Raw genomic sequence first — 24852 nt, forward strand, 5'->3', positions numbered from 1 at the left:
TGCAGCGTGGCAGGAAGTGAATGTTGTAGTGTGTCCCCTTCGTCTAGTGGCCTAGGACACCGCCCTTTCACGGCGGTAACAGGGGTTCGAGTCCCCTAGGGGACGCCATTTTGCGGGAATAGCTCAGTTGGTAGAGCACGACCTTGCCAAGGTCGGGGTCGCGAGTTCGAGTCTCGTTTCCCGCTCCAAATATGGCGCTCCAGCGTTTGACAACGCTGTAGTGATGAGTAAAAGGGCTGTTTGCCTTTTTTCTCGCCGAGTTAAATCGGCAGCTACAAAATTTGCGGGAATAGCTCAGTTGGTAGAGCACGACCTTGCCAAGGTCGGGGTCGCGAGTTCGAGTCTCGTTTCCCGCTCCAAACAGAAAAACGCCGTTCGTTTGAACGGCGTTTTTTTTCGTCTGGAATTATGTTGGCTGACTGAAGCGGCAGAACTTTTCAATCCTGCCGCCTGTGCGGATCAGTGCTTGCTGTCGTCGTCGGACATGCTCAACAGCTGTTTTTCCTGGTTCCAGTCGAACGGCTCGTCATTCTGCTCGGCTTCATAGCGGCGCTCTTCCAGGGTCTGGTAGATCATCTGCTCTTCATCAGGCATGTAGTGCAGGCAGTCACCGCCGAAAAACCACAACAGATCGCGCGGCACCAAGTGGGCAACTTGTGGGTAGCGTTGGATAATCTGGCAAATCAGGTCCTGACCCAGGTAGGTGCTTTCCGGGTCAACCGGCAGTTGCAGCATCAGGTCATCGAAGCGCTCGAGAAACAGCGCGTGACTTTCTTCCGGCACTTGCTCGGCTTCGCCCAAGGCAGCCAGGATGGTGCGCAGGTGGGTAAGCAGGGCGAGATGATATTCCAGGCGATCGGTAGCCATGCTGGCGATCCTCTTGAGCAAAACGGGCGCGGGAGTATACGGCCCCCGGCGCCCGATGTCCCGGCCGTTAACGAATTTTGCCGGGGGTAGGCAGGAGTGCCTCCTTGCTGAAAGCATCGACATCGATCACGGTGCGTCGCGCTGCTTCGGCAGCGTGCAGTGTTTGCGCTTCAGTGGCTTGAAGTACACCAGCGCGCAGGGCTGCATCGATTGTCGACTCACCGGGTGCGGGGCTGACCTTGCCCTCCTTGACTGCCTGATGCAGTTTTTTATGCACAGGGGCGCATTCTTCGAGCAAGGTGCAGGCTTGCTGCAGGGCGCCGACCGGGTCGTTGGTATCCATCGGACGGTAGCAGCCAGCAAGCAGTTCCTCGAGCGCCGGGTCGCCCTTCGGTCGTCCGATCAAGGCGGCCACTTCTGCATCCAGGGCATCGCTCGGGCCGGTATGCCTGCGGCCGAAGGGAAACACCACAATACGCAAGGCGCAGCCAAGGAAGCGATTGGGGAAGTTGTCGAGCAGACGGTCCAGGGCCTTTTCAGCCTGGCCCAGGCTCTCTTCCATGGCCCAGCGCAGCAGTGGCTGCAAATGCTCGGGCGACCCCAGGTCGTGATAGCGCTTGAGCGCGGCAGAGCTCAGGTAAAGATTGCTCAGTACATCTCCTAGGCGGGCCGAGAGGCGTTCACGGCGCTTAAGCTCGCCACCGAGCAACATCATGCTCATGTCGGCAAGCATGGCGAACGCTGCGGCCTGGCGATTGAGTGCACGGAAGTAGCCTTGGCTGAGGGCATCACCCGGAACCCTTTCGAAATGGCCCAGGCCCAACCCAAGGACCAATGTGCTGGCGGCGTTGCCGATCGCGAAGCCGATGTGCTGCATAAGCAACTGATCGAACTCCTTGAGTGCCTGCTGGTGGTCTTCGCGCCCAGCCAGGGCCATTTCCTTGAGCACGAAAGGGTGGCAGCGAATGGCACCCTGGCCAAAGATCATCAGGTTGCGCGAGAGGATATTGGCGCCTTCGACAGTGATGAATATTGGCGCACCTTGCCAGTTGCGCCCCAGGTAGTTTTTCGGCCCCATGATGATGCCCTTGCCACCGTGCACATCCATGGCGTGCTGGATACATTCGCGGCCACGCTCGGTCAGGTGGTATTTGAGCACTGCGGAAAGCACCGAAGGTTTTTCGCCCAAGTCCACGGCCTTGGCAGTGAGCAGGCGCGCGCTGTCCATCAGAAAGGCATTGCCACCGATTCGCGCCAGTGATTCCTGAATACCTTCAAAGGCCGCCAGCGGTACGTTGAACTGTTCGCGCACCCGCGCATATTGGCCGGTGACCAGGCTGGTATATTTGGCTGCTCCGGTACCCACTGCCGGCAGTGAGATCGAGCGGCCCACCGACAGGCAATTCATCAGCATCATCCAGCCTTTGCCGAGCATGCTTTGACCACCGATGAGAAACTCCAACGGGATAAACACATCCTTGCCGCTGTTGGGCCCGTTCATGAAGGCAGCGCCCAGAGGCAAGTGGCGTTGGCCTATCTCGACGCCGGGGGTGTCGGTAGGGATCAGGGCCAGGCTGATACCCAGCTCTTCTTCCTCGCCGAGCAAGTGTTCCGGATCGTAGGCCTTGAACGCCAGGCCCAGCAAAGTGGCTACAGGGCCGAGGGTGATATAGCGCTTTTCCCAATTAAGGCGCAGGCCGATGACTTCTTCGCCTTGCCATTGGCCTTTGCAGATGACACCGGTATCGGGCATGGCGCCGGCGTCGGAACCGGCCAGTGGCCCGGTCAGGGCAAAGCAGGGGATTTCTTCGCCACGGGCCAGGCGCGGCAGGTAGTGCTGACGCTGCTCGTCAGTGCCGTAGTGCAGCAGCAATTCAGCCGGGCCGAGGGAATTGGGAACCATGACCGTCGATGCCAGGTCGCCACTGCGGGTCGCCAGTTTCATCGCCACCTGTGAGTGAGCGTGGGCCGAGAAGCCTTTGCCGCCATACTCTTTGGGGATGATCAGGGCAAAGAAGCCATGGGACTTGATGTGCTCCCAGGCCGCTGGCGGTAGGTCCAGGTCCTGGCCGATCTGCCAGTCGCTGACCATGGCGCAGAGTTCTTCGGTGGGGCCATCGATGAAGGCTTGTTCTTCTTCGGTCAGCTCAGACTTGGCGTAATCGAGCAGGGTATTCCAGTTCGGGCGGCCGCTGAACAGTTCACCATCCCACCATACGGTACCCGCATCGATGGCTTCGCGCTCGGTTTGCGACATAGGGGGCAGGGTGCGCTTGAACCATCCGAACAAGGGCCCGCTGAAAACCCGGCGGCGCAGGTCTGGGAGCAGTACCAGCGCGGCTTTGGCTGCCAACACCAACCACAGAATTGCTAGCAGCCAGCCAGGCGCATGGCTGAAAATACCCATCAGCAGCACATACGCTGCAAGGATTGCCAGTGCAGGCACCGCGGCGATGCGACGGTGGGCCATGTAGGCGGCGCCGATCACCAGAATCACTAACCACAACAGCAACATGTCCATTCCTCCATGAAACAAAAAAGGCATTGCGCGAACCATCAGAGCTTAGACCGCATCCGACAATCGGCTTGTCAGAACAGTGACAGGTCGTGGCTGCTGGAGTTCGCTGAGGGAGTGGGGCAATTGTCATAGCTGATGTCTGCGGTAGACTGAACGGCCGCACATTCATCAGGACGTCGTCATGCTCAAGATCTGGGGCCGGAAGAATTCGACCAATGTCAGGAAAGTACTGTGGTGCGCTGAAGAGTTGGGGCTGGAGTATGAGTCGGTAGATGCCGGTGGGGCTTTTGGGTTGGTCAACGAGCCCCAGTACCGGGCGCTCAATCCCAATGGCCTGGTGCCTATGATCGAAGATGACGGGCTGGTGCTGTGGGAGTCCAATGCCATCGTGCGGTATCTGTCGGCGCGCTATGGTGCCGAATCTGGCTGGTATGTGGATGACGCGCGCCAGCGTGCCGAGGCAGACAAATGGATGGACTGGACCACGTCATCGCTAGCCGTGCCCTTCCGGCCTCTGTTCTGGGGGATTCTGCGAACGCCCGCCGAGCAGCAGGACTGGGTGGCGATCAACGCGGCGCACAAAACCTGCGCACAAATGCTGTCCATTGCCGATCAAGCCCTGGCTCGCCAACCTTACTTGTCCGGTAGCGAGTTGGGCATGGGCGATATCCCGCTGGGCTGCTTTGCCTACGCCTGGTTCGAAATGCCCATCGAGCGCCCCGAAATGCGCCATTTGCGCGCCTGGTACGAACGTTTACAGGCGCGCCCGGCCTTCCAGGCGGCGGTCATGACGGCATTGACCTGAATCCAGCGGTCAAGCTGATAGTTATTATCGATACACATGACTGTACTTGTATGGCCTGGACAAGCACCATGGCCATATTCACTGCGGCCGGCCTGTCCGGTCGCGTCTTGAACCCTTCAAACTGGTACGCGATCCGCTATGAGTTCTGCTCTGTCCATAAGGCAGCTAACCAAAACCTACGGCAACGGTTTCCAGGCCCTCAAGGGCATTGACCTGGATGTCGCCGAAGGTGATTTCTTCGCCTTGCTCGGCCCCAATGGCGCCGGGAAGTCCACCACCATTGGTATTCTCTCGACCCTGGTCAATAAAACCAGCGGTACGGTGAGCATTTTCGGCAACGACCTCGATCGACAGCCCGCAGCGCTCAAGCGCAGCATTGGTGTCGTGCCGCAGGAGTTCAACTTCAATCAGTTCGAAAAAACCTTCGATATTGTCGTGACCCAGGCGGGGTACTACGGCATTAACGCCAAGGTGGCCAAGGAGCGCGCCGAGAAGTATCTGACGCAGTTAGGTCTCTGGGATAAGCGCGATGTGCCGTCGCGTTCGTTGTCGGGTGGTATGAAGCGCCGGCTGATGATCGCCCGGGCGCTGATGCATGAGCCAAGGCTGTTGATTCTCGACGAGCCGACGGCAGGTGTGGATATTGAACTGCGCCGCTCGATGTGGAGTTTTCTCACCGAGCTGAATCAGCAGGGCATCACGATCATTCTGACCACCCACTACCTGGAAGAAGCCGAGCAGCTTTGCCGACATATTGGCATCATCGACCACGGCACCATTGTCGAAAACACCAGCATGCGCGCATTGCTCGGCAAGCTGCATGTGGAAACCTTCCTGCTCGATCTCAAGCATGACTTGTCCCAGGCACCGAACCTGGCCGGTTACCCGTGCCGGCTGATAAGCCCGCACACGCTGGAAGTGCAAGTGGACAAGGATGTGGGCATCACGGCGTTGTTCAGCCAGTTGGCCTTGCAGAATATCGAAGTGCAGAGCCTGCGCAACAAGACCAACCGTCTCGAGGAGTTGTTCGTGTCCCTGGTGGAAAAAAACCTGGCGAAGGTGGCGGTATGAGTTCGGAATTGAGCGCCAATCTGGTCGCCCTGAATACTATCGTCTATCGCGAAGTGCGTCGGTTTACCCGGATATGGCCACAGACCCTGCTGCCCCCGGCAATTACCATGGTTTTGTACTTTGTGATCTTCGGCAACCTGATCGGCCGGCAGATCGGCGATATGGGTGGTTTCACCTACATGGAGTACATCGTGCCGGGATTGATCATGATGTCGGTGATCACTAACTCCTACGGTAATGTGGTGTCGAGCTTCTTCGGCAGCAAGTTCCAGCGCTCGATCGAAGAACTGATGGTTTCGCCTGTCTCGCCCCACACTATTTTGATCGGCTACACCCTGGGGGGTGTCTTGCGCGGGCTGGCGGTGGGGGTGATCGTCACCATGCTTTCGCTGTTTTTCACCCACCTGCAGGTGCATCACCTGGGTGTGACCATTCTGGTGGTGGTGCTGACCGCGACCATCTTCTCGTTGCTGGGTTTTATCAACGCAGTGTTTGCGCGCAACTTCGACGATATTTCGATCATTCCGACTTTCGTCCTGACGCCGCTGACCTACCTGGGGGGCGTGTTCTATTCGATCAACCTGCTGCCGCCATTCTGGCAGACCGTATCGATGGCCAACCCGGTGCTGCACATGGTCAACTCGTTCCGCTACGGCATCCTGGGTGTTTCGGACATTCGTATCGGGGTGGCTATCAGCTTCATGCTCGCTGCCACTGCCGTGTTGTATTTAGGCTGTGTGCGCTTACTGGTCAGTGGGCGTGGAATGCGTACCTGATACCTTCTGTTTGCGCCGGCGCCACTGCCGGCCTACCCACCAGCGCCAGTAGAGCATGGTCAGGCAGTAAGCCAGGGCGCCGAGCAGCAGGCCGCAGACCACCGAGCCAAGCAGGAATGGCTGCCACAGGGTCGACAGCTGGCCGGTGATCCATTCGAAGGTGAGTTCATCCGGCAGGGTCCTGGCTGGAACCTGCATGAGCCAGGCTCCCATCTGGTAGGTGCAATAGAACACCGGCGGCATGGTGAACGGGTTGGTCAGCCAGACCAGGCTGACAGCAATCGGCATGTTGCCACGCACCAGGATCGCCAGGCTCGCGGCCAGCAACATCTGCATGGGCACGGGAATGAACGCCGCGAACAGGCCGACAGCCATTGCCCGGGCAACCGAATGTCGATTCAGGTGCCAAAGGTTCGGGTCGTGCAACAGCCGGCCGAGAAAGCGTAAGGATTTATGTTCCCTGATGCTGGTCGGATCGGGCATGTAGCGTTTAAAGAGGCGACGCGGCATGTAGGCTCTCGACTGGGTGAAGTGGCAAGTATGCACGGAATCTAAAAGCCCCCCATTACAGACTTTGTGACAATTATTGAGTGAGTGCTTGGCTGCGCTGATCTAAGCCTGTGGGTGTGGGTTTATTCTGGAGCTTCGACGCATGCGCACAGGGATGTTGGCGCTGGCACTGGGCCTTCTATGCCTGAGTGTTCTACCCGTTTTGCCATCGGTCGGGTGGCTGCTTGTAATGGCCCTGACCGCCGTTGTTTGCCTGGCATGGCGAACGTATCCGCTGGGACTGTTTTTCTTGGGTTTGTGTTGGGCTTGTCTGTCGGCACAGCAGGCGCTGGATGATCGCCTTGCTTGCGAACTCGACGGTCGCACTCTGTGGTTGGAAGGCACCGTTGTTGGTTTGCCGTCGCAAGATGGCCGATCAACACGTTTCGAACTTCAGGCGGCGCAATCCCGGCGCGCTGTATTGCCATCGCGTCTGCAGTTGAGCTGGTTTGCCGGGCCTGAGATCAGCAGTGGTGAGCGCTGGCGGCTGGCGGTCACCCTCAAACGTCCCCATGGTTTGCTCAATCCCCACGGGCCTGATCGGGAGGCAACCTTGCTGGCCCGGCGCATAGGCGGCACAGGCAGCGTCAAGGCTGGCGAGTTGCTGGCTCCCGCCCAGCGGGCCTGGCGCAGCGATGTTCGTCAGCGGTTATTGCAGGCCGATGCGCAGGGGCGTGAAGGGGAGCTGATAGCGTTGGTGCTGGGCGACGGTGCAGGCTTGGCGCGCGAAAGCTGGCAAACACTGCAGGCCACCGGCACCGTGCACTTGCTGGTCATTTCCGGACAGCATATTGGCCTGTTGGCGGGGCTGGTCTACGCATTGATCGCCCTGTTGGCGCGCCTGGGTTGGTGGCCGCAGGCCTTGCCCTGGTTACCTTGGGCGTGCGCGGCGGCGTTTGTGACGGCGTTGGGTTATGGCCTTCTGGCAGGCTTTCAAGTGCCGGTGCAGCGAGCGTGCATGATGCTGGCAGTGGTGTTGCTTTGGCGTTTGCGCTATCGCCATCTAGGCATGTGGGTGCCTTGGTTGTTGGCGTTCAACGCCGTACTGCTGTGGGAGCCTCTGGCTAGTCTTCTCCCGGGCTTCTGGTTGTCTTTTGCGGCGGTGGCGGTGTTGATTCTTACCTTCAGTGGCCGTTTGGGGGCCTGGAGTGCATGGCGAGCGTGGGGGCGGGCGCAGTGGTTGATTGCTCTTGGGCTCTTGCCTGTGTTGATCGCGCTGGGGCTGCCGGTCAGTCTCACAGCGCCGTTGGCCAATCTTTTCGCCGTGCCCTGGATCAGTCTGGCGGTACTGCCGTTGGCGCTGCTAGGCACTGTTTTATTACCAGTGCCGGTGGTGGGGCAGGGCTTGATCTGGCTCGCCGGTGGCTTACTCGATGGGTTGTTCCGCTTGCTTGGGTTATTGGCGCACGTGCAGCCGGCATGGATACCTGAAGCTCTGCCGTGGCCGCTGTGGTTGTTGATGTGTCTGGGGGCGGTGTCGCTGTTGTTGCCCGCGGGCCTGCCAATGCGGGTTCTGGGCTGGCCGCTGGTGATGCTGGCGGTGTTCGCACCTCGAGAACGAGTGCCTGAAGGGCAATTGGAAGTTTGGCAACTGGACGTCGGACAGGGTTTGGCGTTGGTGTTGCGGACCCGACAGCACGCAATGCTTTACGACGCCGGGCCTGTGGTCGGTGATTCCGATCTTGGTGAGCGTGTGGTTTTGCCTGCCTTGCGCAAAATGGGAGTAGCGAAAATCGACTTGATGCTGCTCAGCCATGCCGACGCCGATCATGCCGGTGGTGCGTTGGCGCTCAAGGCTGGTTTGCAGGTGCAGCGAGTGCTTAGCGGCGAAGCTGCCAAGCACGCTGAAGCGTTGCAGGCGCAGCCCTGTGTCAGTGGTGAGCGTTGGCAGTGGGATGGCGTGAGTTTTTCGCTCTGGCAATGGCAGGGCGCAGGCGACAGTAATCAGGCATCTTGCGTATTGTTGGTCGAGGCGGCGGGCGAGAGGTTGCTGCTCACTGGCGACATTGACGCTGCTGGCGAACAGGCCTGGCTCGAAGACTGGCAGGCGAGCCGTATTGACTGGCTGCAGGCGCCGCACCATGGCAGTCGCACATCTTCGAGCCAGGCATTGCTGACGGCGACGTCGCCTCGTGGCGTGTTGATCTCCAGAGGTCGTTACAACGCATTTGGCCATCCGCACGCATCGGTGATGCAGCGCTACCGGACAAGCGGCATCGAAGTATTCGACAGTGCCCTGCATGGCGCCCTGCGCTTGCGCCTGGGGACGTTTGGCGAACCGCTGAAACAGCGTAGCCAGCGGCGATTCTGGCGCGATTCGAGTTGACGACCTTCGGCAGATGAGCCTCCAAGGGTCCTATGGTAAAGTGGCGGACTTTTTCAAGGGGATGCTAACTGTGTGGGAATTGGTCAAGTCCGGTGGTTGGATGATGCTGCCGATCATTCTGAGTTCCATCGCTGCCATGGCTATCGTCGCCGAGCGTCTCTGGACCCTGCGCGCCAGCCGGGTTACCCCACCTCACTTGCTGGGTCAGGTGTGGCTGTGGATAAAAGACAAACAGCTCACCAGTGACAAGCTCAAGGCCCTGCGTGCCGACTCCCCGCTGGGCGAGATCCTGGCTGCTGGCCTGGCGAACTCCCGGCATGGTCGCGAAATCATGAAAGAGTGCATCGAAGAGGCGGCGGCTCGAGTCATTCACGAGCTGGAGCGCTACATCAATGCCTTGGGCACCATTGCGGCGATGGCGCCGCTGCTCGGCTTGCTCGGTACAGTGCTGGGCATGATCGACATTTTCAGTGCATTCATGGGTACCGGCATGACCACCAATGCTGCAGTGCTGGCGGGCGGTATCTCCAAGGCGCTGATCACCACCGCTGCAGGCTTGATGGTCGGTATCCCGTCGGTGTTCTTCCATCGCTTCCTGCAGCGTCGTATCGACGAGTTGGTTGTCGGCATGGAGCAAGAAGCCATCAAGTTGGTCGAAGTGGTGCAGGGCGACCGTGATGTCGACCTGGCCGAGGGCAAGGCGTGAAATTTCGGCGCAAGGCCCGGGAGACCGTGGATATCAACTTGGCATCGCTGATTGACGTGGTGTTCATCCTGCTGCTGTTTTTTGTGGTGACGACTACGTTTACCCGCGAAACCCAGTTGCGGGTCGAGTTGCCTGAGTCGGTCAGTGGCGCGCCTGCGCCCGACGACGAGGTCAAGCACTTGGATATCACCATCAGCGCCGACGGTGTGTATTCGGTGAATAACAACCTGCTGCCCAAGAGCGACCTGGCGACCCTGACCGAGGCCCTGCAGAAAGAATCTGCAGGCGATACCAAGCTGCCGTTGTCGATCAGTGCCGACGGCAAGACCCCGCACCAGGCGGTGGTCACTGCCATGGATGCGGCCGGCAAACTCGGTTTCAGCCAATTGCGCATGACCACGGTCGAGGCTGCTCAGGGGACACCTTGATGGCGTTAACCGACCGTTTGCTCGATGCCTGGTATGCCGGACATCCCGCACTTGCCTTGCTGCGTCCGCTGGAGTCGTTGTACCGGCGTGTAGTGATGCGCAAGCGGGCGCGTTTTCTCGCAGGGGATAGCCCCAGTTATCGTGCGTCGGTGCCGGTTATCGTGGTGGGCAATATCACCATTGGCGGCACCGGCAAGACGCCGATGATCCTGTGGCTGATCGACCATTGCCGTCAGCAAGGGTTGCGCGTAGGTGTGGTCAGTCGTGGTTATGGCGCCAAACCTGCGCAACTGCCTTGGCGCGTACGTGCCGAGCACAATGCTGCCGAAGCTGGCGACGAGCCGCTGTTGATTGTGCAGCGTAGCGGCGTGCCTTTGATGATCGACCCCGACCGCGCGCGCGCGGTTCAGGCGTTGTTGGCCAGCGAGTCGCTGGACCTGATTCTCTGTGACGACGGCATGCAGCATTACCGCTTGGCCCGTGACCTGGAACTGGTGTTGATCGACGCCGCCCGAGGCCTGGGCAATCGGCGCTGTTTGCCCGCCGGACCGCTGCGTGAACCGGTGGAGCGTTTGCAAGAGGTCGATGCAGTGCTCTACAACGGGGCCACCGCCGATCGCGACGACGGCTTTGCCTTTGTCTTGCAGCCCACGGCGCTGGTCAACTTGCGCAGCGGTGAGCGTAAAGGCCTGGATCACTTCGCTGCAGGCCAGGCTGTGCATGCGGTGGCCGGTATTGGTAATCCGCAACGTTTCTTCAATACCCTGCAGGGGCTAAACTGGCGACCTGTGCCACACCCTTTTGCCGATCATGCGGAGTACAGCGCCCAAGCCTTGAGCTTTGCGCCTGCACTCCCGCTGATCATGACCGAGAAGGACGCGGTCAAATGCCGCGCCTTCGCTGCTGACGACTGGTGGTACCTTGCGGTCGATGCTGTGCCTTCACCGACCTTCCGGGTGTGGTTCGATGCTCAGCTTGATCGCTTGTTACCCGGCTCGCGGCACTCCTGATTCGTTTCTTTTTCCGGCCACTGGCCTGAGGAATACCCATGGACACCAAATTGCTCGACATCCTGGCTTGCCCAATCACCAAAGGCCCGCTCAAGCTCAGTGCCGATAAAACCGAATTGATCAGCAAAGGCGCAGGCCTGGCGTATCCAATCCGCGACGGTATTCCGGTCATGCTGGAAAGCGAAGCGCGCACCCTGACCGATGATGAGCGCCTGGATAAATGACCCCGGCCTACACTGTCGTGATCCCCGCCCGGCTGGCCTCTACACGCCTGCCGGGCAAGCCTTTGCTGCCCATCGCCGGTAAGCCGATGATCCAGCACGTCTGGGAACAGGCGTGTAAAAGCAGCGCCAGCCGTGTAGTGATTGCCACTGATGACGCCGGTATTTATCAGGCCTGCGAAGCCTTCGGCGCGCAGGTGCTGATGACCCGTGAGGATCATGACTCCGGTACTGATCGCCTGGCTGAAGTTGCGGCCAAGCTGGGTTTGCCTGCTGACGCTATTGTGGTCAATGTCCAGGGTGATGAGCCGTTGATTCCACCGATCATCATCGATCAGGTGGCAGCAAACCTCGCGGCGCATCCAGAGGCGGGTATTGCCACCTTGGCCGAACCGATCGATGACGTCACTGCGGTTTTCAATCCCAACGCCGTCAAGGTTGTCAGTGACTGCAATGGCCTGGCCTTGACCTTCAGCCGGGCGCCATTGCCTTGGGCGCGAGATGTGTTCGCCAGCGGCCAGGATACCTTGCCCGAAGGTGTACCTTACCGTCGCCATATTGGGATGTATGCCTACCGTGCAGGCTTTCTCCATGACTTTGTCAGTTGGGGGCCATGCTGGTTGGAGCGCACCGAGTCGCTTGAGCAATTGCGTGCACTTTGGCATGGCGTGCGCATTCATGTGGCTGATGCAATCGAGGCGCCACCTGTGGGCGTTGATACACCACAAGATCTGGAGCGCGTCAGGCGCATTCTGGAGGCTTGATGCGGGTTCTTTTTGTGTGCCTGGGCAACATTTGCCGTTCGCCCACGGCGGAGGGTGTCCTGCGTCACCAACTTCAGGTCGAAGGTCTGAGTGAGCTGATCGAAGTGGCATCGGCCGGCACCGGCGACTGGCATGTCGGCAAGCAACCGGACAGCCGTACCTGTCGTGCCGCGCAGTTGCGCGGTTATGATTTGTCGCAGCAGCGAGCACAGCAGGTTCGGGTTGGGCATTTCGCCGAGTACGACCTGATTCTGGCAATGGACGAGAGCAATCTTGGCAACCTGCGGGCCATGCAGCCTGCTGGCGCGAAAGCGGAGCTCGACTTGTTCCTGCGGCGCTACGACAGCGCGCTGCAAGAGGTGCCAGATCCTTATTACGGTGGTGAGCAAGGATTCGAGCAGGTGCTGGACCTGATTGAAGAGGCGTGCCGCAAACTGGTCATCGAACTCAAAGGACGTCTATGAGTAGGCAGTGGCAGGAGCAGGTTTCGCTCAAGCCTTACAACACCTTCGGTATCGAGGTGAAAGCCCGCTTTTTCACCGAAGCGCACAACGACGACGATGTGCGTCAGGCGCTGGCCCAGGCAGCGGCGCAGGACGTGCCGGTGCTGGTTATTGGGGGCGGCAGCAATTTGCTGTTGACCGCTGATGTACCGGCATTGGTGCTGCGCATGGTCAGTCGCGGTGTGCGGATTCTTGCCGATGATGAGCGCGTGGTGGTCGAGGCCGAGGCGGGTGAGCCTTGGCATCAGTTTGTGCAGTGGACGCTGGCCCAGGGTTTTTCCGGGCTGGAAAACCTCAGCTTGATTCCTGGGACCGTCGGTGCAGCACCGATGCAGAATATCGGTGCCTACGGCGTTGAGATCAAGGATGTGTTCGCCGGGCTGACCGCGTTGGATCGCCAGACCGGCGAGCTGCGCGATTTCAGCCTGCAAGAGTGCGCCTTTGCCTATCGGGACAGCGTATTCAAGCGTAATCCCGGGCGCTGGTTGATCCTGCGTGTTCGTTTTGCCTTGAGTCGAGTCATGCAGGCTCATCTGGATTACGGTCCGGTGCGTCAACGCCTGAGCGAGCAGGGTGTCAGTCACCCGACGGCGCAGAACATCAGCGATGCGATTTGCGCCATTCGCCGCGAAAAACTACCGGACCCTGCAGAGCTGGGCAACGCCGGGAGCTTTTTCAAAAATCCGATCGTAACTGCGGTGCTGGCTGATGCGATCCGTGTGCAGCATCCGGACCTGGTGGCTTATCCACAGGCTGATGGCCAGATCAAGTTGGCTGCGGGCTGGCTGATCGAGCAAGCTGGTTGGAAGGGGTTTCGTGAAGGTGATGCCGGGGTGCACCGGTTGCAGTCTCTGGTTCTGGTCAACTACGGTCAGGCCAGTGGCCTGCAACTGCATCAGTTAGCGCAGAAAATCCAGGCAGATATCTTCGAGCGATTTGGCGTCACGCTCGAGATGGAGCCGAATCTGTTGTAACAAAGCCCTGTCGATTGCATTCATAGCGGCAATAAAAAGCCCCGCCAGTTACCTGGCGGGGCTTTTCATTTCAGCGCAGCTCAGACGAGCGGTTTTTGCTCTTCTGCAGTGTCCAGCGCTTCAGGTTGCTGCTCGACTTCTGCTGCCTTGGCGGCTGCGGCTGCGGCGGCTGCTTCAGCTTCACGCTTGCGGCGACGTACTTCGCGAGGATCGTTTGGTGCGCGGCCGTTTGGCAGCATCACCGGGGCTTCGACCACCACTGGCTCGGCAGCAGGGGTAGATTCCTCAACAGCAGGTGCTGGTTCGCTGGCGACTGGTTGGGCTGCTTCAGCTTCGACTACAGGCGCCTGAACAACTTCTGGCGCGCGTGGTGCTTCGACAGCGGGCTCTGCCACAACAGCAACTTCAACCGGCGCTTCAACTGCTTGCTCGGCAACCGCTTCGACAACCGGCTCAACGCGTGGCTCAACGACTGCCACAGGCTCGCTGACCGGTTGCTCAACAACTGGAGCAATGCTTGCTTGCTCGGCTACAACTGGTTTCGGTGCTTCAACCACAACCGGTTCGATTGCTGCTGGCTCGACCGCTTCAACCGTTTCTGCAGGAACGACCTCAGTGGTTGCTGGGGCAATCACTGGAGCTGCTTCTTCAACGGCAGCAGTCGCGCGCTCTGCCTGGACGTTGGCCTGGGCTTCGGCATCAGCGCTGATGTTGCTGGTTGCAACTGCAGCGGTAACGGCCAGGCCGGCTGCCAGTTCGGCCCCGGTAGGCTCGTTGCCTTCTTCAGCGCCGTCTTCGGAGCCTTCAAGCACATTTCCATTGGCGTCACGCTGGCGCTCACGACGGTTGCTGCGGCGACGCTGGCCACGGGAGCGGCGACGTGGGCGTTCGCCCTCGGTGCCTTCCTGGTTGTCGTCCTGCAGCAGTTCTTCGTTAGGCAGTTGCTCTTCAGCCGCTTCAGCGGTTTCGATAGCCGGGCTTGGCTGGCGTTCTTCACGTGGTGGGCGTGGTTGACGCTCTTCACGCGGGGCACGTTCTTCGCGAGGCGCGCGCTCTTCACGAGGCGTACGTTCTTCGCGGGGTGCGCGTTCTTCACGCGGCTGGCGCTCTTCACGTGGAGCACGCTCAGGGCGCTCTTCGCGCACTGCCGGGGTAGCGGTGTCGAGTGCTTCGCGCAGTTCGCGGACCGGGCGTTCTTCGCGAGTACGGCGATCTTCACGCGGGGCGCGAGGCTGGCGTTCTTCGCGAGGTTGACGTGGTGCGCGCTCTTCGCGGGCCTGGGTTTCTTCACGCGCTTCGCGTGGTTGACGCTCTTCACGCGGTGCGCGCTCTTCGCGTGGCTTGCGCTCTTCATCGCGACGGCCGTTGCGGTTGCGGCTCTGCTGGCGACCGTTACGGCGTTCTTCGTTGCGCTGTGGGCGCTCGGTGGTCGGCTTCTCGGCAACTACAGGCGCTGCAGCAGGTTCGTCCTTGCCGGCGAACAGGCTGACCAGCGACTTGACCAGGCCTTTGAACAGGCTTGGTTCAGGCGCGACGTGGGCCGGAGCGGCAGGTTGCTCTGGAGCGGTCGGAACCGGTGCATTGGCACGCGCTGGAGCGGTCTTGACCGCAGCTTCCTGGCGAACCAGGGTGCGAGTCGCGGCAGTTGGCTGAGCCTCTTCGGTCTCGGTTGCGGCGATTTCGTAGCTGGATTGGCTGCTCTGGGCTTCCGGGCTGTCGTCGCGCAGACGCTGCACTTCGAAGTGTGGGGTTTCCAGATGGTCGTTCGGCAGAATGACGATGCGAGCGCGGGTGCGCAGTTCGATCTTGGTGATCGAGTTGCGTTTTTCGTTGAGCAGGAAGGCTGCAACTGGAATCGGCACTTGGGCGCGAACTTCGGCGGTGCGGTCTTTCAGGGCTTCTTCTTCGATCAGGCGCAGGATAGCCAGCGACAGCGATTCGACGTCACGGATGATGCCGGTACCGCTGCAGCGTGGGCAAACGATACCGCTGCTTTCGCCGAGGGAAGGGCGCAGACGCTGACGAGACATCTCCAGCAGGCCAAAGCGCGAAATGCGGCCGACTTGTACGCGGGCGCGGTCGGCTTCCAGGCATTCGCGGACCTTTTCTTCGACGGCGCGCTGGTTCTTGGCTGGGGTCATGTCGATGAAGTCGATGACGATCAGGCCACCGATATCACGCAGGCGCAGCTGGCGGGCGATTTCTTCAGCCGCTTCCAGGTTGGTCTGCAGTGCGGTTTCCTCGATGTCGCTACCTTTGGTGGCGCGTGCCGAGTTGATGTCGATGGACACCAGTGCTTCGGTTGGGTCGATAACGATCGAGCCGCCAGACGGCAGTTCGACCACGCGTTGGAAGGCAGTTTCGATCTGACTTTCGATCTGGAAGCGATTGAACAGCGGGACGCTGTCTTCGTACAGCTTGATCTTGCTGGCGTACTGCGGCATCACCTGGCGGATGAACGTCAGGGCTTCTTCCTGGGCGTCGATGCTGTCGATCAGCACTTCGCCGATGTCCTGGCGCAGGTAGTCGCGAATGGCGCGGATGATGACGTTGCTTTCCTGGTAGATCAGGAAAGGCGCAGCGCGGTCCTGGGAGGCCTCTTTGATGGCAGTCCACAGTTGCAGCAGGTAGTCCAGGTCCCATTGCATTTCTTCGCTGCTGCGGCCAAGGCCAGCAGTACGTACGATCAGACCCATGTCGGCAGGGGCAACCAGGCCGTTCAGGGCTTCGCGCAATTCATTGCGCTCTTCACCTTCGATACGGCGGGAAATGCCACCGGCACGCGGGTTGTTTGGCATCAGTACCAGGTAGCGACCGGCGAGGCTGATGAAGGTGGTCAGGGCTGCGCCTTTGTTGCCGCGCTCTTCCTTCTCGACCTGGACGATGACTTCCTGGCCTTCGCTGAGTACTTCCTTGATGTTCACCCGGCCTTCCGGGGACTTCTTGAAGTATTCGCGGGAGATTTCCTTCAGCGGCAGAAAGCCGTGACGTTCGGAGCCGAAGTCGACGAAGGCGGCTTCCAGGCTAGGTTCGATCCGGGTGATCCGGCCTTTGTAGATGTTGGCCTTCTTTTGCTCGCGCGCACCAGACTCGATGTCCAGGTCGTAGAGACGTTGGCCGTCTACCAGAGCTACACGCAACTCTTCAGGTTGAGTCGCGTTAATCAGCATTCTTTTCATGTAATACCGTCGGTTTCCGGGCTGCCGGAAACGGCGTTCGGCACACACGACTTCTCACGGTCGGTGTCAGGTGCGCAAGGGGTGGCGGGCCACCCCCGTGTCCAGCGACTGTCGAGCCAGACTGGTAACCCAGTACTGCCGAAGTCGCGACGACGCGTCCTGCTTGCTGTGGTGTCAAATGCACTCAGACAGGAGGAGGAATCAGCCTTCGGCCGTGGACGCCCCGGGGGCATCTTGATCAAGACCGGGTCCGGTCGCCAGGCCAGGAGGCCTATGGACTGAACGCAGTACTACACGGTCCGACGGTTGTGCATCTCCACCCTACACGTATCCCTGATAATTCGGGTGCTGCCGCGCGCTGAATCCGCAACGGGTTGCATTTTCGCCAGCTCCATACGGGAGCCCGCGCCTTTGTATGTTCAAGGCTGGTATTTCCGAAGCTTTCACCATGACTGCGTGAAACTGACGGCACTGACAGAGTGGCATCGAAAAAAACATGGGGGAGGGCAAAACACCGCTCTTGTCGTTTTTTATCGGTCTTCTCTGCACGGCGCTGGTGGCGATTCCAGGCAACTCTGTAAACTGGCAAAAGCCCCGTCGGACGGCCTCGCGTCCTCGAGATTTTGCGTCGGTCAGGGCCGGCTAAAAGCCGTGAGTCCGCTGGCCAGCCGCTTTTGGCGGCGTTCGCGACTATAGCAGCAATCATTAAGTGCTTCAAATCCATAAAAAATTGTTATGATTGGCAAATGACGACTAACACCCCTCCGACCTCCGGCGTCCAGCTGATAGAGGTCGCCCCGGAACTTGCCGGGCAACGAATCGATAACTTCCTCATCACTGCGCTCAAAGGTGTGCCCAAGACCTTGATTTACCGTATTTTGCGTAAAGGCGAAGTGCGTGTGAACAAGGGGCGGATCAAGCCTGAGTACAAGTTGCAGGCTGGCGATATCGTGCGCGTACCGCCCGTTCGTCTGCCTGAGCGCGATGAGCCTGTACCGGTGGCCCAGGGCTTGCTTCAGCGCCTGGAGGCAGCGATTGTCTACGAAGACAAGGCCTTGATCGTATTGAACAAACCCGCAGGTATCGCCGTGCACGGCGGTAGCGGCCTCAATTTTGGTGTGATCGAAGCCTTTCGTCAGATGCGCCCAGATGCCAAGGAGCTGGAGCTGGTCCATCGTCTGGATCGCGACACCTCGGGCCTGCTGATGATCGCCAAGAAACGCAGCATGTTGCGCCACTTGCATGCGGCGTTGCGCGGTGATGGCGTCGATAAGCGCTACATGGCCCTGGTCCGCGGCCATTGGGCCACGGCGAAGAAACAAGTTAATGCGCCCTTGCTCAAGAGCAACCTGCGTTCCGGCGAGCGCATGGTCGAGGTCAATGACGAGGGCAAGGAGGCGCTCACGCTGTTCCGCGTCCTGCGTCGTTTCGGTGAATTCGCCACCATTGTCGAGGCGCGCCCGATCACGGGGCGTACTCACCAGATCCGTGTTCATGCCCTGCATGCCGGTCATTGCATTGCCGGTGACAGCAAATATGGTGATGAAGACTTCAGTCGAGAAATCCGCGACCTGGGTGGCAAGCGCCTGTTTCTGCACGCCTATGCGCTGACCGTGCCACTGCCTGACGGTGGTGAGCTCAAGCTCGAGGCGCCGGTTGATGAAATGTGGTCCAAGACTGTGGAGCGCTTGAGTGCGGCGTGATTACGATCTGCTGATCTTCGATTGGGACGGCACCCTGGCTGATTCAATCGGGCGTATCGTCGAGGCAATGCATGTGGCTGCCGGGCGTGCCGGACATGCAGTCTGCGCTGATGACGCCGTCAAGGGCATTATCGGCCTGGCGCTGCCTGAAGCCATCAGCACCTTGTATCCGCACTTGAGTGACGATCAGGTGGCGGTGTTTCGGCAGCACTATGCTGATGTCTACATGACTCTTGATCAGCAGCCGTCGCCCCTGTTCGAAGGTGTGGTGGAATCGTTGGAGTCATTTCGTCTCCAGGGCTACCGTCTGGCGGTAGCGACGGGCAAGGCTCGACGCGGGTTGGATCGGGTGTTGCGGGCCAATGGTTGGCAGGATTATTTCGATATCACCCGCGCTGCCGATGAGACCCGTGGCAAGCCTCATCCACAGATGCTCGAGGAAATACTGCTGCATTGCCAGGTCGAGCCGGGTCGTGCGCTGATGGTTGGCGATTCGGCCTTTGATTTGTTGATGGCGAGCAACGCCGGCATGCATTCGGTGGCCGTTGGCTATGGCGCCATGTCGCCGCAAGCGCTGGGCGCATTCGGGCCGCAGGTCTGTATTGATCACTTTTCACATTTGCAGGCCTGGCTGAGCCGGTCGCCTGCGGCAGCAATTCCAAGGTAGGTGAGCATGGCTGACGAATGGAAGGCGCCAAGCGCCGAAAGCGGCGAAGATCAGAAAAGCTGGAAGCTGTTGGAAAAAACCCTTCTGGCGGGGGTGCAGGAGCAGCGCCGGGCGCGGCGTTGGGGCATCTTTTTCAAGTTGCTGACCTTTGCCTACCTGTTTGGCATTCTGGCCTTGTTCAGCCCGCTGACGAGCATGGACAAAGCCGCTTCACGCAGCGTCAATCACACTGCGGTGGTTGAGGTGCGCGGCGTGATTGCCGATCAGGAGCCTGCCAGTGCCGACAATATCGTGGGTGGCTTGCGCGAAGCCTTCAAGGACGCGAAGACCAAGGCGGTCATTCTGAGTATCAATAGTCCAGGCGGCAGTCCTGTGCAGTCGGGCTACATCTATGACGAAATTCGTCGTCTGCGGGCTGAGTATCCGGATATCAAACTGTATGCGGTGATCAGTGATCTGGGGGCTTCCGGCGCGTATTACATTGCCAGCGCTGCAGATCAGATCTACGCCGACAAGGCCAGTCTGGTCGGTTCCATTGGTGTTACTGCGGCTGGGTACGGTTTTGTCGGTACCATGGAGAAGCTCGGTGTCGAACGGCGCACCTATACGGCGGGCGAGCACAAGGCGTTTCTCGATCCGTTCCAGCCGCAAAAGCCCGAGGAAACCGCGTTCTGGCAGGGTGTGCTGGAAACCACGCACAAGCAGTTCATTGCCAGCGTCAAGCAGGGCCGTGGTGAGCGCTTGAAGGACAAGGAACACCCTGAGCTGTTCAGTGGCCTGATCTGGTCTGGCGAGCAAGCCGTGGCGCTGGGGCTGGTTGATGGGCTGGGGAGTGCCAGTTACGTGGCGCGTGAGGTGGTGGGTGAAAAGGAGTTGGTCGACTTCACGGTTGAAGAGTCACCCTTCGACCGTTTCTCCAAGCGCCTGGGCACCAGCATTGCCGAGCGCCTGGCAATGTGGATGGGCTTTCAGGGGCCATCGTTGCGCTGAGGCGCATTGAGTGAAAAGCCGGCCTTGGTGCCGGCTTTTTATATTGTGCGACTTGTACGACATGCAGCGAGTCAGGGGAGGCAGGCGCCTTCGCTCAACAGCATGTCTACCAGACGGATCAGTGGCAGGCCCACCAGGCTGGTGGCGTCTACGCCATGGGTGCTCTGGAACAGGCTGACGCCCAAGCCCTCGGCCTTGAAGCTGCCAGCGCAGTCGTAGGGCTCTTCGGCGCGCAAATAGCGCTCGATGCGGGCCAGGTCCAGTTCGCGCATATTGACGGTGAAGGGGATGCAGTCGACCTGGCAGTCGCCGGTCTTGCTGTTGAGAAGCGCCAGGCCGGTGAGAAAGGTGACATGGTTACCGCTGGCGGCCAGTAATTGCTCGCAGGCCCGCTCGAAGGTGTGTGGCTTACCAAGTATTTGTTCGCCGAGCACGGCAACCTGGTCGGAGCCGATGATCAGGTGGTCGGGATGGCTGGTGGCAAGGGCCATGGCTTTTTCCCGGGCCAGGCGCTTCACTAGGTCTGCGGCGGGCTCGTCGGGCAGGCGCTGTTCGTCGATATCAGGGGACGCCCAGCTGAAAGGGAGGCGCAAGCGTTCAAGCAATTCACGCCGGTACGGTGAGCTGGAAGCCAGTAATAAAGGCAGCATGGTAAACTCCTGGGCAGGTGAAACGATTCTAACATGCTGAACGGAACCGAATTTCCTTTGACAGGGGCGGGGGGCATCCCTAGAATGCTGCGCCTATGTTGAATGACCCGATTCCACCTCACGTTGACCCGCGCAAATTGGCCGATCGTGGTGTTTCTCTCGAAGGAACGCTGCAGCTCGCCGATTTGGAGAGACTCTGCGACCCGCTTTCCGACAATGTCGGTACGGTGCAGGCTAAATTCGATTTTGAGCGAGACGAGCAGAAGGCTGTGGTTATCCACACCGAACTGAGCGTCGAGGTCAAAATGGTTTGCCAGCGTTGTCTTGAGCTGGTCACCCTGCCGATCCACAGCGAAAGTACTTACGCTGTGGTGAAGGAGGGTGCGAATACCCAGTCGTTGCCGAAAGGTTATGACGTGCTGGAACTGGGCGAAGATCCTTTGGATCTGCAGGCCTTGGTCGAGGAAGAGCTTTTGCTTGCCTTGCCCATCGTGCCTGCTCATCATCCGGAAGAATGCCAGCAGCCGGCGGGCGCCGATGAGCCCGAACCGAGCAAGGACGAGGTAACACGGTCCAACCCGTTCAGTGTATTGGCGCAGTTAAAGCGTGACCCAAACGTTTAGGAGTTAATCAATTATGGCTGTTCAGCAGAACAAAAAATCCCGCTCTGCCCGTGACATGCGTCGTTCGCACGATGCTCTCTCGGAAAACGCTCTGTCCGTAGAGAAAACCACTGGTGAAGTACACCTGCGTCACCACGTATCGCCAGAAGGCGTATACCGTGGTCGTAAAGTGATCGACAAGGGCGCTGACGAGTAATCCTTGTCCGCTCAGATCATCGCGATTGACGCAATGGGCGGGGACTTCGGTCCCCGCAGCATTGTTCAGGCAAGTATTGCTTGTCTATCGGCTACTCCCTCGTTACACCTGACCCTTGTCGGTCAACCCTCTCTCCTTGAAGATCTCATTGCTGGCCAGTCGGCAGCGGATCGCGCGCGCCTGCAAATTGTTGCAGCTAGCGAAGTGATCGGCATGGATGAGCGGCCGTCCCAGGCGTTGCGCGGAAAACCAGATTCGTCCATGCGTGTGGCGTTGGAATTATTGCGTGATGGCAAGGTTCAGGCCTGCGTCAGTGCAGGTAACACGGGTGCGCTGATGGCGCTGTCGCGTTACGTGCTCAAGACCCTCCCAGGTATCGATCGCCCGGCCATGGTCGCGGCCATTCCTACGCAGACGGGCTACTGTCAGTTGCTCGACCTGGGTGCCAATGTTGATTGCAGTGCGGACAATCTTTTTCAGTTCGCTGTCATGGGCTCCGTGGCTGCGCAGGCTTTGGGTATTTCCCGGCCACGCGTGGCGTTGCTCAATGTCGGCACCGAAGACATCAAGGGTAATCAGCAAGTCAAGCTCGCCGCCAGCATGCTGCAGAATGCCCGCGGGCTTAACTACATAGGCTTTGTCGAAGGTGATGGCCTGTATCGCGGCGAAGCGGATGTGGTGGTCTGCGACGGGTTCGTTGGTAACATCCTGCTCAAATCCAGTGAAGGTCTGGCGACGATGATCGCCTCGCGCATCGAGGCCTTGTTCAAGGGCGGTATCGGCGCGCGTCTTGCTGGTGCTGTGGCAATGCCGCTGCTCAAGCGTCTGCAGGCCGATCTGGCGCCGGCGCGACATAATGGCGCAAGCTTTCTAGGGCTGCAGGGGATCGTTATCAAGAGTCATGGTTCTGCAGGTGTGCAGGGCTTTCAGAGTGCTATCCAACGTGCTTTGATCGAGATTCAGGAGAACCTTCCGCAGCGTCTGCATGGCCGTTTGGAAGACTTGTTGCTTTAGGCATATGGCTTGGGAAGTGGTTAAATGTGACCGCTTGGTCTTCGTTACCATCCAAGTTTTCAGTTTCTTGCGCTCAGTCGATTGCTGGGCGCTTAATTTCCGACGACAAGATCATTAGGGGCTTGTTCAATGTCTGCATCCCTCGCATTCGTCTTTCCCGGTCAAGGTTCGCAGTCCCTCGGTATGCTTGCCGAGCTGGGCGCCCAGTATCCGCTGGTCATTGATACCTTCCGCGAGGCCTCCGAGGCTCTGGGCTATGACCTCTGGGCACTGACCCAGAACGGTCCGGAAGAGCAACTCAACCAAACCGACAAAACCCAGCCGGCCATTCTTACTGCTTCCACTGCGCTGTGGCGCTTGTGGTTGGCCGAAGGTGGTGCGCGCCCTGCTTTCGTTTCCGGCCACAGCCTGGGCGAGTACAGCGCTCTAGTTGCTGCTGGCAGCCTGAGCCTTGGCGACGCCGTGAAGCTGGTCAAGCGCCGTGGCGAGCTCATGCAGGAGGCCGTTCCGGCCGGGCAGGGTGCCATGGCTGCGATTCTCGGCCTGGACGACGCTGACGTCGTCGCCATTTGTGCCGAAGCGGCTCAGGGCGAAGTGGTCAGCGCAGTCAACTTCAACTCGCCGGGGCAGGTGGTAATTGCCGGGGCCAAGGCAGCAGTCGAACGCGCCATGGAAGCGTGCAAGGCCAAGGGCGCCAAGCGTGCACTGCCATTGCCGGTGAGCGTTCCATCGCACTGCGAGCTGATGCGCCCGGCTGCCGAGCGTTTCGCCGAGAGCGTCAATGCCATTGACTGGCAGGTCCCGCAAATTCCTGTTGTACAGAACGTTAGCGCCGCCGTAGCTGCCGATCTCGATACGCTCAAGCGTGACCTGCTGGAGCAGCTGTACAAGCCGGTGCGTTGGGTCGAGTGTGTGCAGACCTTGGCCGCCAACGGTGCGGTACAGCTAGTCGAGTGCGGCCCAGGCAAGGTCCTGGCTGGCCTGAACAAGCGTTGCGCCGACGGCGTGACCACCTACAACCTCAACACCCCGGATGCTGTCGCCGCCACCCGCGCGGCGCTGGCCTGATTTAGGAGAAGCTTGCATGAGCCTGCAAGGTAAAGTTGCCCTGGTTACCGGCGCCAGCCGTGGTATTGGCCAGGCTATCGCCCTGGAACTGGGCCGTCTTGGCGCTACCGTAATCGGTACTGCCACCTCCGCATCGGGCGCCGAGCGCATCGCTGCGACCCTCAAGGAGCACGGCATCAACGGTACCGGCCTGGAATTGAACGTGACCAGCGACGAGTCTGTCACCGCTACCCTGGCCAAGATCCAGGAGCAGTTCGGTGCGCCGGCCATTTTGGTCAACAACGCCGGTATCACCCGCGACAACCTGATGATGCGCATGAAGGACGACGAGTGGTTCGATGTCATCGACACCAACCTCAACAGTCTCTACCGTCTGTCCAAGGGCGTCCTGCGTGGCATGACCAAGGCGCGCTGGGGTCGTATCATCAGCATCGGTTCGGTAGTGGGTGCCATGGGCAACGCCGGGCAGGTAAACTATGCGGCAGCCAAGGCTGGCCTGGAAGGTTTCAGCCGTGCGCTGGCCCGTGAAGTGGGCTCGCGCTCGATTACTGTGAACTCGGTGACTCCCGGTTTCATTGATACCGACATGACCCGCGAACTTCCAGAAGCTCAGCGCGAAGCACTGCAGACTCAGATTCCCCTGGGGCGTCTGGGCCAGGCTCAGGAGATCGCCAATGTGGTGGCTTTCCTGGCCTCTGAAGGCGCAGGCTACGTGACTGGCGCGACCATTCCGGTCAACGGCGGCATGTACATGTAAATCTAATGTGACGGATTGCTTCAAAAAAATGTCATACGAGCTGTCTAAAATCCGTTATAAAGCTGCAACCAGATTCTAGTCGGTTGGCAGGTGTGGTCTGGCGAGGCGTGTTGCGCTTGAAAAGCAGACGTCTTTCTATACACTTACACACCGGCCAGCCGCCTGACATATGTCCATTAGGAGTGAAAACAAGGTATGAGCACCATCGAAGAACGCGTCAAGAAAATCGTCGCCGAGCAACTGGGCGTTAAAGAAGAAGAAGTTGTGAACACCGCTTCCTTCGTTGAAGATCTGGGTGCCGATTCCCTTGACACCGTTGAGCTGGTGATGGCTCTGGAAGAGGAATTCGAGACCGAAATCCCTGACGAAGAAGCTGAGAAGATCACTACTGTTCAAGCTGCTATCGACTACGTCACCAGCCACCAGGCTTAAGACGTTGTAGTCGTCGCTTCTTGTCATGGAAAAACCGCACTGCCTTCGCCGGCGT

25 protein-coding genes and 3 tRNA genes are annotated in these 24852 nt (G+C 59.5%); 23 read left to right on the forward strand and 5 right to left on the reverse strand.

What is annotated here, in order from left to right; genetic code table 11:
• Window positions 1–32: 32 nt before the first annotated feature.
• The 3 genes from D3Z90_RS07595 (at window position 33) to D3Z90_RS07605 (ending at window position 359) form a co-directional block, all read left to right on the forward strand.
• Window positions 33–108, forward strand: a tRNA-Glu gene (locus tag D3Z90_RS07595).
• A gap of 4 nt (window positions 109–112) precedes the next feature.
• Window positions 113–188: transfer RNA gene (locus D3Z90_RS07600), tRNA-Gly, on the forward strand.
• Between the two features lie 95 nt (window positions 189–283).
• Window positions 284–359: transfer RNA gene (locus D3Z90_RS07605), tRNA-Gly, on the forward strand.
• 100 nt (window positions 360–459) lie between these two features.
• Here D3Z90_RS07605 and D3Z90_RS07610 read toward each other — a convergent pair.
• Both D3Z90_RS07610 and D3Z90_RS07615 read right to left on the reverse strand, forming a co-directional pair.
• The gene (locus tag D3Z90_RS07610) at window positions 460–867 is read right to left on the reverse strand and encodes a PA2817 family protein (RefSeq protein ID WP_136475161.1); all 408 of its coding nucleotides are present in this window, start codon (window positions 865–867) and stop codon (window positions 460–462) included.
• A gap of 67 nt (window positions 868–934) precedes the next feature.
• Complete coding sequence (locus D3Z90_RS07615) at window positions 935–3382, reverse strand: acyl-CoA dehydrogenase (protein ID WP_136475162.1); 2448 nt, start codon at window positions 3380–3382, stop codon at window positions 935–937.
• 184 nt (window positions 3383–3566) lie between these two features.
• Between D3Z90_RS07615 and D3Z90_RS07620 the strand changes: the two genes are divergently transcribed.
• The 3 genes from D3Z90_RS07620 (at window position 3567) to D3Z90_RS07630 (ending at window position 6037) form a co-directional block, all read left to right on the forward strand.
• Complete coding sequence (locus D3Z90_RS07620) at window positions 3567–4190, forward strand: glutathione S-transferase family protein (RefSeq protein WP_136475163.1); 624 nt, start codon at window positions 3567–3569, stop codon at window positions 4188–4190.
• Between the two features lie 138 nt (window positions 4191–4328).
• On the forward strand, window positions 4329–5261 hold the full coding sequence (locus tag D3Z90_RS07625) for an ABC transporter ATP-binding protein (RefSeq protein WP_136475164.1): 933 nt from the start codon (window positions 4329–4331) through the stop codon (window positions 5259–5261).
• On the forward strand, window positions 5258–6037 hold the full coding sequence (locus tag D3Z90_RS07630; protein WP_136475165.1) for an ABC transporter permease: 780 nt from the start codon (window positions 5258–5260) through the stop codon (window positions 6035–6037). The genes D3Z90_RS07625 and D3Z90_RS07630 overlap by 4 nt, the downstream gene beginning before the upstream one ends.
• On the opposite strand, the gene D3Z90_RS07635 is transcribed toward D3Z90_RS07630, so the two are convergent.
• On the reverse strand, window positions 6005–6547 hold the full coding sequence (locus D3Z90_RS07635; protein ID WP_136475166.1) for a DUF2062 domain-containing protein: 543 nt from the start codon (window positions 6545–6547) through the stop codon (window positions 6005–6007). The two genes, D3Z90_RS07630 and D3Z90_RS07635, sit on opposite strands and share 33 nt — an antisense overlap.
• 142 nt (window positions 6548–6689) lie before the next feature.
• Between D3Z90_RS07635 and D3Z90_RS07640 the strand changes: the two genes are divergently transcribed.
• The 8 genes from D3Z90_RS07640 (at window position 6690) to murB (ending at window position 13518) form a co-directional block, all read left to right on the forward strand.
• Window positions 6690–8912: a DNA internalization-related competence protein ComEC/Rec2 gene (locus tag D3Z90_RS07640; RefSeq protein ID WP_136475167.1), complete on the forward strand. Its 2223-nt coding sequence runs from the start codon at window positions 6690–6692 to the stop codon at window positions 8910–8912.
• A 70-nt stretch (window positions 8913–8982) separates the two neighbouring features.
• Window positions 8983–9618: a MotA/TolQ/ExbB proton channel family protein gene (locus D3Z90_RS07645; protein WP_038608555.1), complete on the forward strand. Its 636-nt coding sequence runs from the start codon at window positions 8983–8985 to the stop codon at window positions 9616–9618.
• Complete coding sequence (locus D3Z90_RS07650; RefSeq protein WP_136475168.1) at window positions 9615–10046, forward strand: biopolymer transporter ExbD; 432 nt, start codon at window positions 9615–9617, stop codon at window positions 10044–10046. The genes D3Z90_RS07645 and D3Z90_RS07650 overlap by 4 nt, the downstream gene beginning before the upstream one ends.
• Window positions 10046–11056: a tetraacyldisaccharide 4'-kinase gene (gene lpxK, locus D3Z90_RS07655; RefSeq protein ID WP_136475169.1), complete on the forward strand. Its 1011-nt coding sequence runs from the start codon at window positions 10046–10048 to the stop codon at window positions 11054–11056. The genes D3Z90_RS07650 and lpxK overlap by 1 nt, the downstream gene beginning before the upstream one ends.
• A gap of 38 nt (window positions 11057–11094) precedes the next feature.
• A complete protein-coding gene (locus tag D3Z90_RS07660) occupies window positions 11095–11280 on the forward strand; it encodes a Trm112 family protein (RefSeq protein ID WP_003247142.1) in 186 nt (61 codons plus the stop codon).
• Window positions 11277–12041: a 3-deoxy-manno-octulosonate cytidylyltransferase gene (gene kdsB, locus D3Z90_RS07665; protein ID WP_136475170.1), complete on the forward strand. Its 765-nt coding sequence runs from the start codon at window positions 11277–11279 to the stop codon at window positions 12039–12041. The genes D3Z90_RS07660 and kdsB overlap by 4 nt, the downstream gene beginning before the upstream one ends.
• On the forward strand, window positions 12041–12505 hold the full coding sequence (locus tag D3Z90_RS07670; protein WP_136475171.1) for a low molecular weight protein-tyrosine-phosphatase: 465 nt from the start codon (window positions 12041–12043) through the stop codon (window positions 12503–12505). The genes kdsB and D3Z90_RS07670 overlap by 1 nt, the downstream gene beginning before the upstream one ends.
• Window positions 12502–13518, forward strand: coding sequence for a UDP-N-acetylmuramate dehydrogenase (gene murB / locus D3Z90_RS07675; RefSeq protein WP_136475172.1), 1017 nt, complete (start codon window positions 12502–12504; stop codon window positions 13516–13518). The genes D3Z90_RS07670 and murB overlap by 4 nt, the downstream gene beginning before the upstream one ends.
• A gap of 80 nt (window positions 13519–13598) precedes the next feature.
• Here the strand turns inward: murB and rne are convergent, their stop codons facing one another.
• Window positions 13599–16697, reverse strand: a complete 3099-nt coding sequence (gene rne / locus D3Z90_RS07680; protein WP_136475173.1) for a ribonuclease E — start codon at window positions 16695–16697, stop codon at window positions 13599–13601.
• Between the two features lie 746 nt (window positions 16698–17443).
• Here rne and rluC point away from each other — a divergent pair.
• Genes rluC through D3Z90_RS07700 form a run of 3 tightly spaced genes read left to right on the forward strand, consistent with a single transcriptional unit; the run spans window position 17444 to window position 20057 of the window.
• Entirely contained in the window at window positions 17444–18400 is a 957-nt protein-coding gene (rluC, locus tag D3Z90_RS07690) for a 23S rRNA pseudouridine(955/2504/2580) synthase RluC (RefSeq protein WP_136475174.1), read from the forward strand.
• Window positions 18390–19067 carry an HAD family hydrolase gene (locus D3Z90_RS07695; RefSeq protein WP_136475175.1) on the forward strand — a complete coding sequence of 226 codons (678 nt, stop codon included), beginning with the start codon at window positions 18390–18392 and terminating at the stop codon, window positions 19065–19067. Before rluC ends, D3Z90_RS07695 begins: the two co-directional genes overlap by 11 nt.
• Window positions 19068–19073: 6 nt before the next feature.
• The gene (locus D3Z90_RS07700) at window positions 19074–20057 is read left to right on the forward strand and encodes a S49 family peptidase (protein ID WP_136475176.1); all 984 of its coding nucleotides are present in this window, start codon (window positions 19074–19076) and stop codon (window positions 20055–20057) included.
• A 71-nt stretch (window positions 20058–20128) separates the two neighbouring features.
• Here the strand turns inward: D3Z90_RS07700 and D3Z90_RS07705 are convergent, their stop codons facing one another.
• Window positions 20129–20707, reverse strand: coding sequence for a nucleoside triphosphate pyrophosphatase (locus tag D3Z90_RS07705; RefSeq protein WP_136475177.1), 579 nt, complete (start codon window positions 20705–20707; stop codon window positions 20129–20131).
• A gap of 95 nt (window positions 20708–20802) precedes the next feature.
• Here D3Z90_RS07705 and D3Z90_RS07710 point away from each other — a divergent pair, with 95 nt between their 5' ends.
• The 6 genes from D3Z90_RS07710 to acpP all read left to right on the forward strand — a co-directional run bounded on the left by D3Z90_RS07710 (window position 20803) and on the right by acpP (window position 24797).
• A complete protein-coding gene (locus D3Z90_RS07710) occupies window positions 20803–21330 on the forward strand; it encodes a YceD family protein (protein ID WP_136475178.1) in 528 nt (175 codons plus the stop codon).
• Between the two features lie 13 nt (window positions 21331–21343).
• A complete protein-coding gene (gene rpmF, locus D3Z90_RS07715; RefSeq protein WP_010223221.1) occupies window positions 21344–21526 on the forward strand; it encodes a 50S ribosomal protein L32 in 183 nt (60 codons plus the stop codon).
• A 3-nt stretch (window positions 21527–21529) separates the two neighbouring features.
• Window positions 21530–22540 (forward strand): phosphate acyltransferase PlsX, encoded by a 1011-nt coding sequence (gene plsX / locus D3Z90_RS07720; RefSeq protein ID WP_136475179.1) that lies wholly within the window; start codon window positions 21530–21532, stop codon window positions 22538–22540.
• A 129-nt stretch (window positions 22541–22669) separates the two neighbouring features.
• On the forward strand, window positions 22670–23608 hold the full coding sequence (gene fabD / locus D3Z90_RS07725; RefSeq protein WP_136475180.1) for an ACP S-malonyltransferase: 939 nt from the start codon (window positions 22670–22672) through the stop codon (window positions 23606–23608).
• Window positions 23609–23624: 16 nt separating this feature from the next.
• Window positions 23625–24365 carry a 3-oxoacyl-ACP reductase FabG gene (gene fabG, locus D3Z90_RS07730; RefSeq protein ID WP_136475181.1) on the forward strand — a complete coding sequence of 247 codons (741 nt, stop codon included), beginning with the start codon at window positions 23625–23627 and terminating at the stop codon, window positions 24363–24365.
• Window positions 24366–24560: 195 nt separating this feature from the next.
• Window positions 24561–24797, forward strand: a complete 237-nt coding sequence (acpP, locus tag D3Z90_RS07735; RefSeq protein ID WP_003175607.1) for an acyl carrier protein — start codon at window positions 24561–24563, stop codon at window positions 24795–24797.
• Window positions 24798–24852 lie beyond the last annotated feature (55 nt).

The organism is Pseudomonas sp. DG56-2 (assembly GCF_004803755.1).
GTDB classification, from domain to species: domain Bacteria; phylum Pseudomonadota; class Gammaproteobacteria; order Pseudomonadales; family Pseudomonadaceae; genus Aquipseudomonas; species Aquipseudomonas auratipiscis.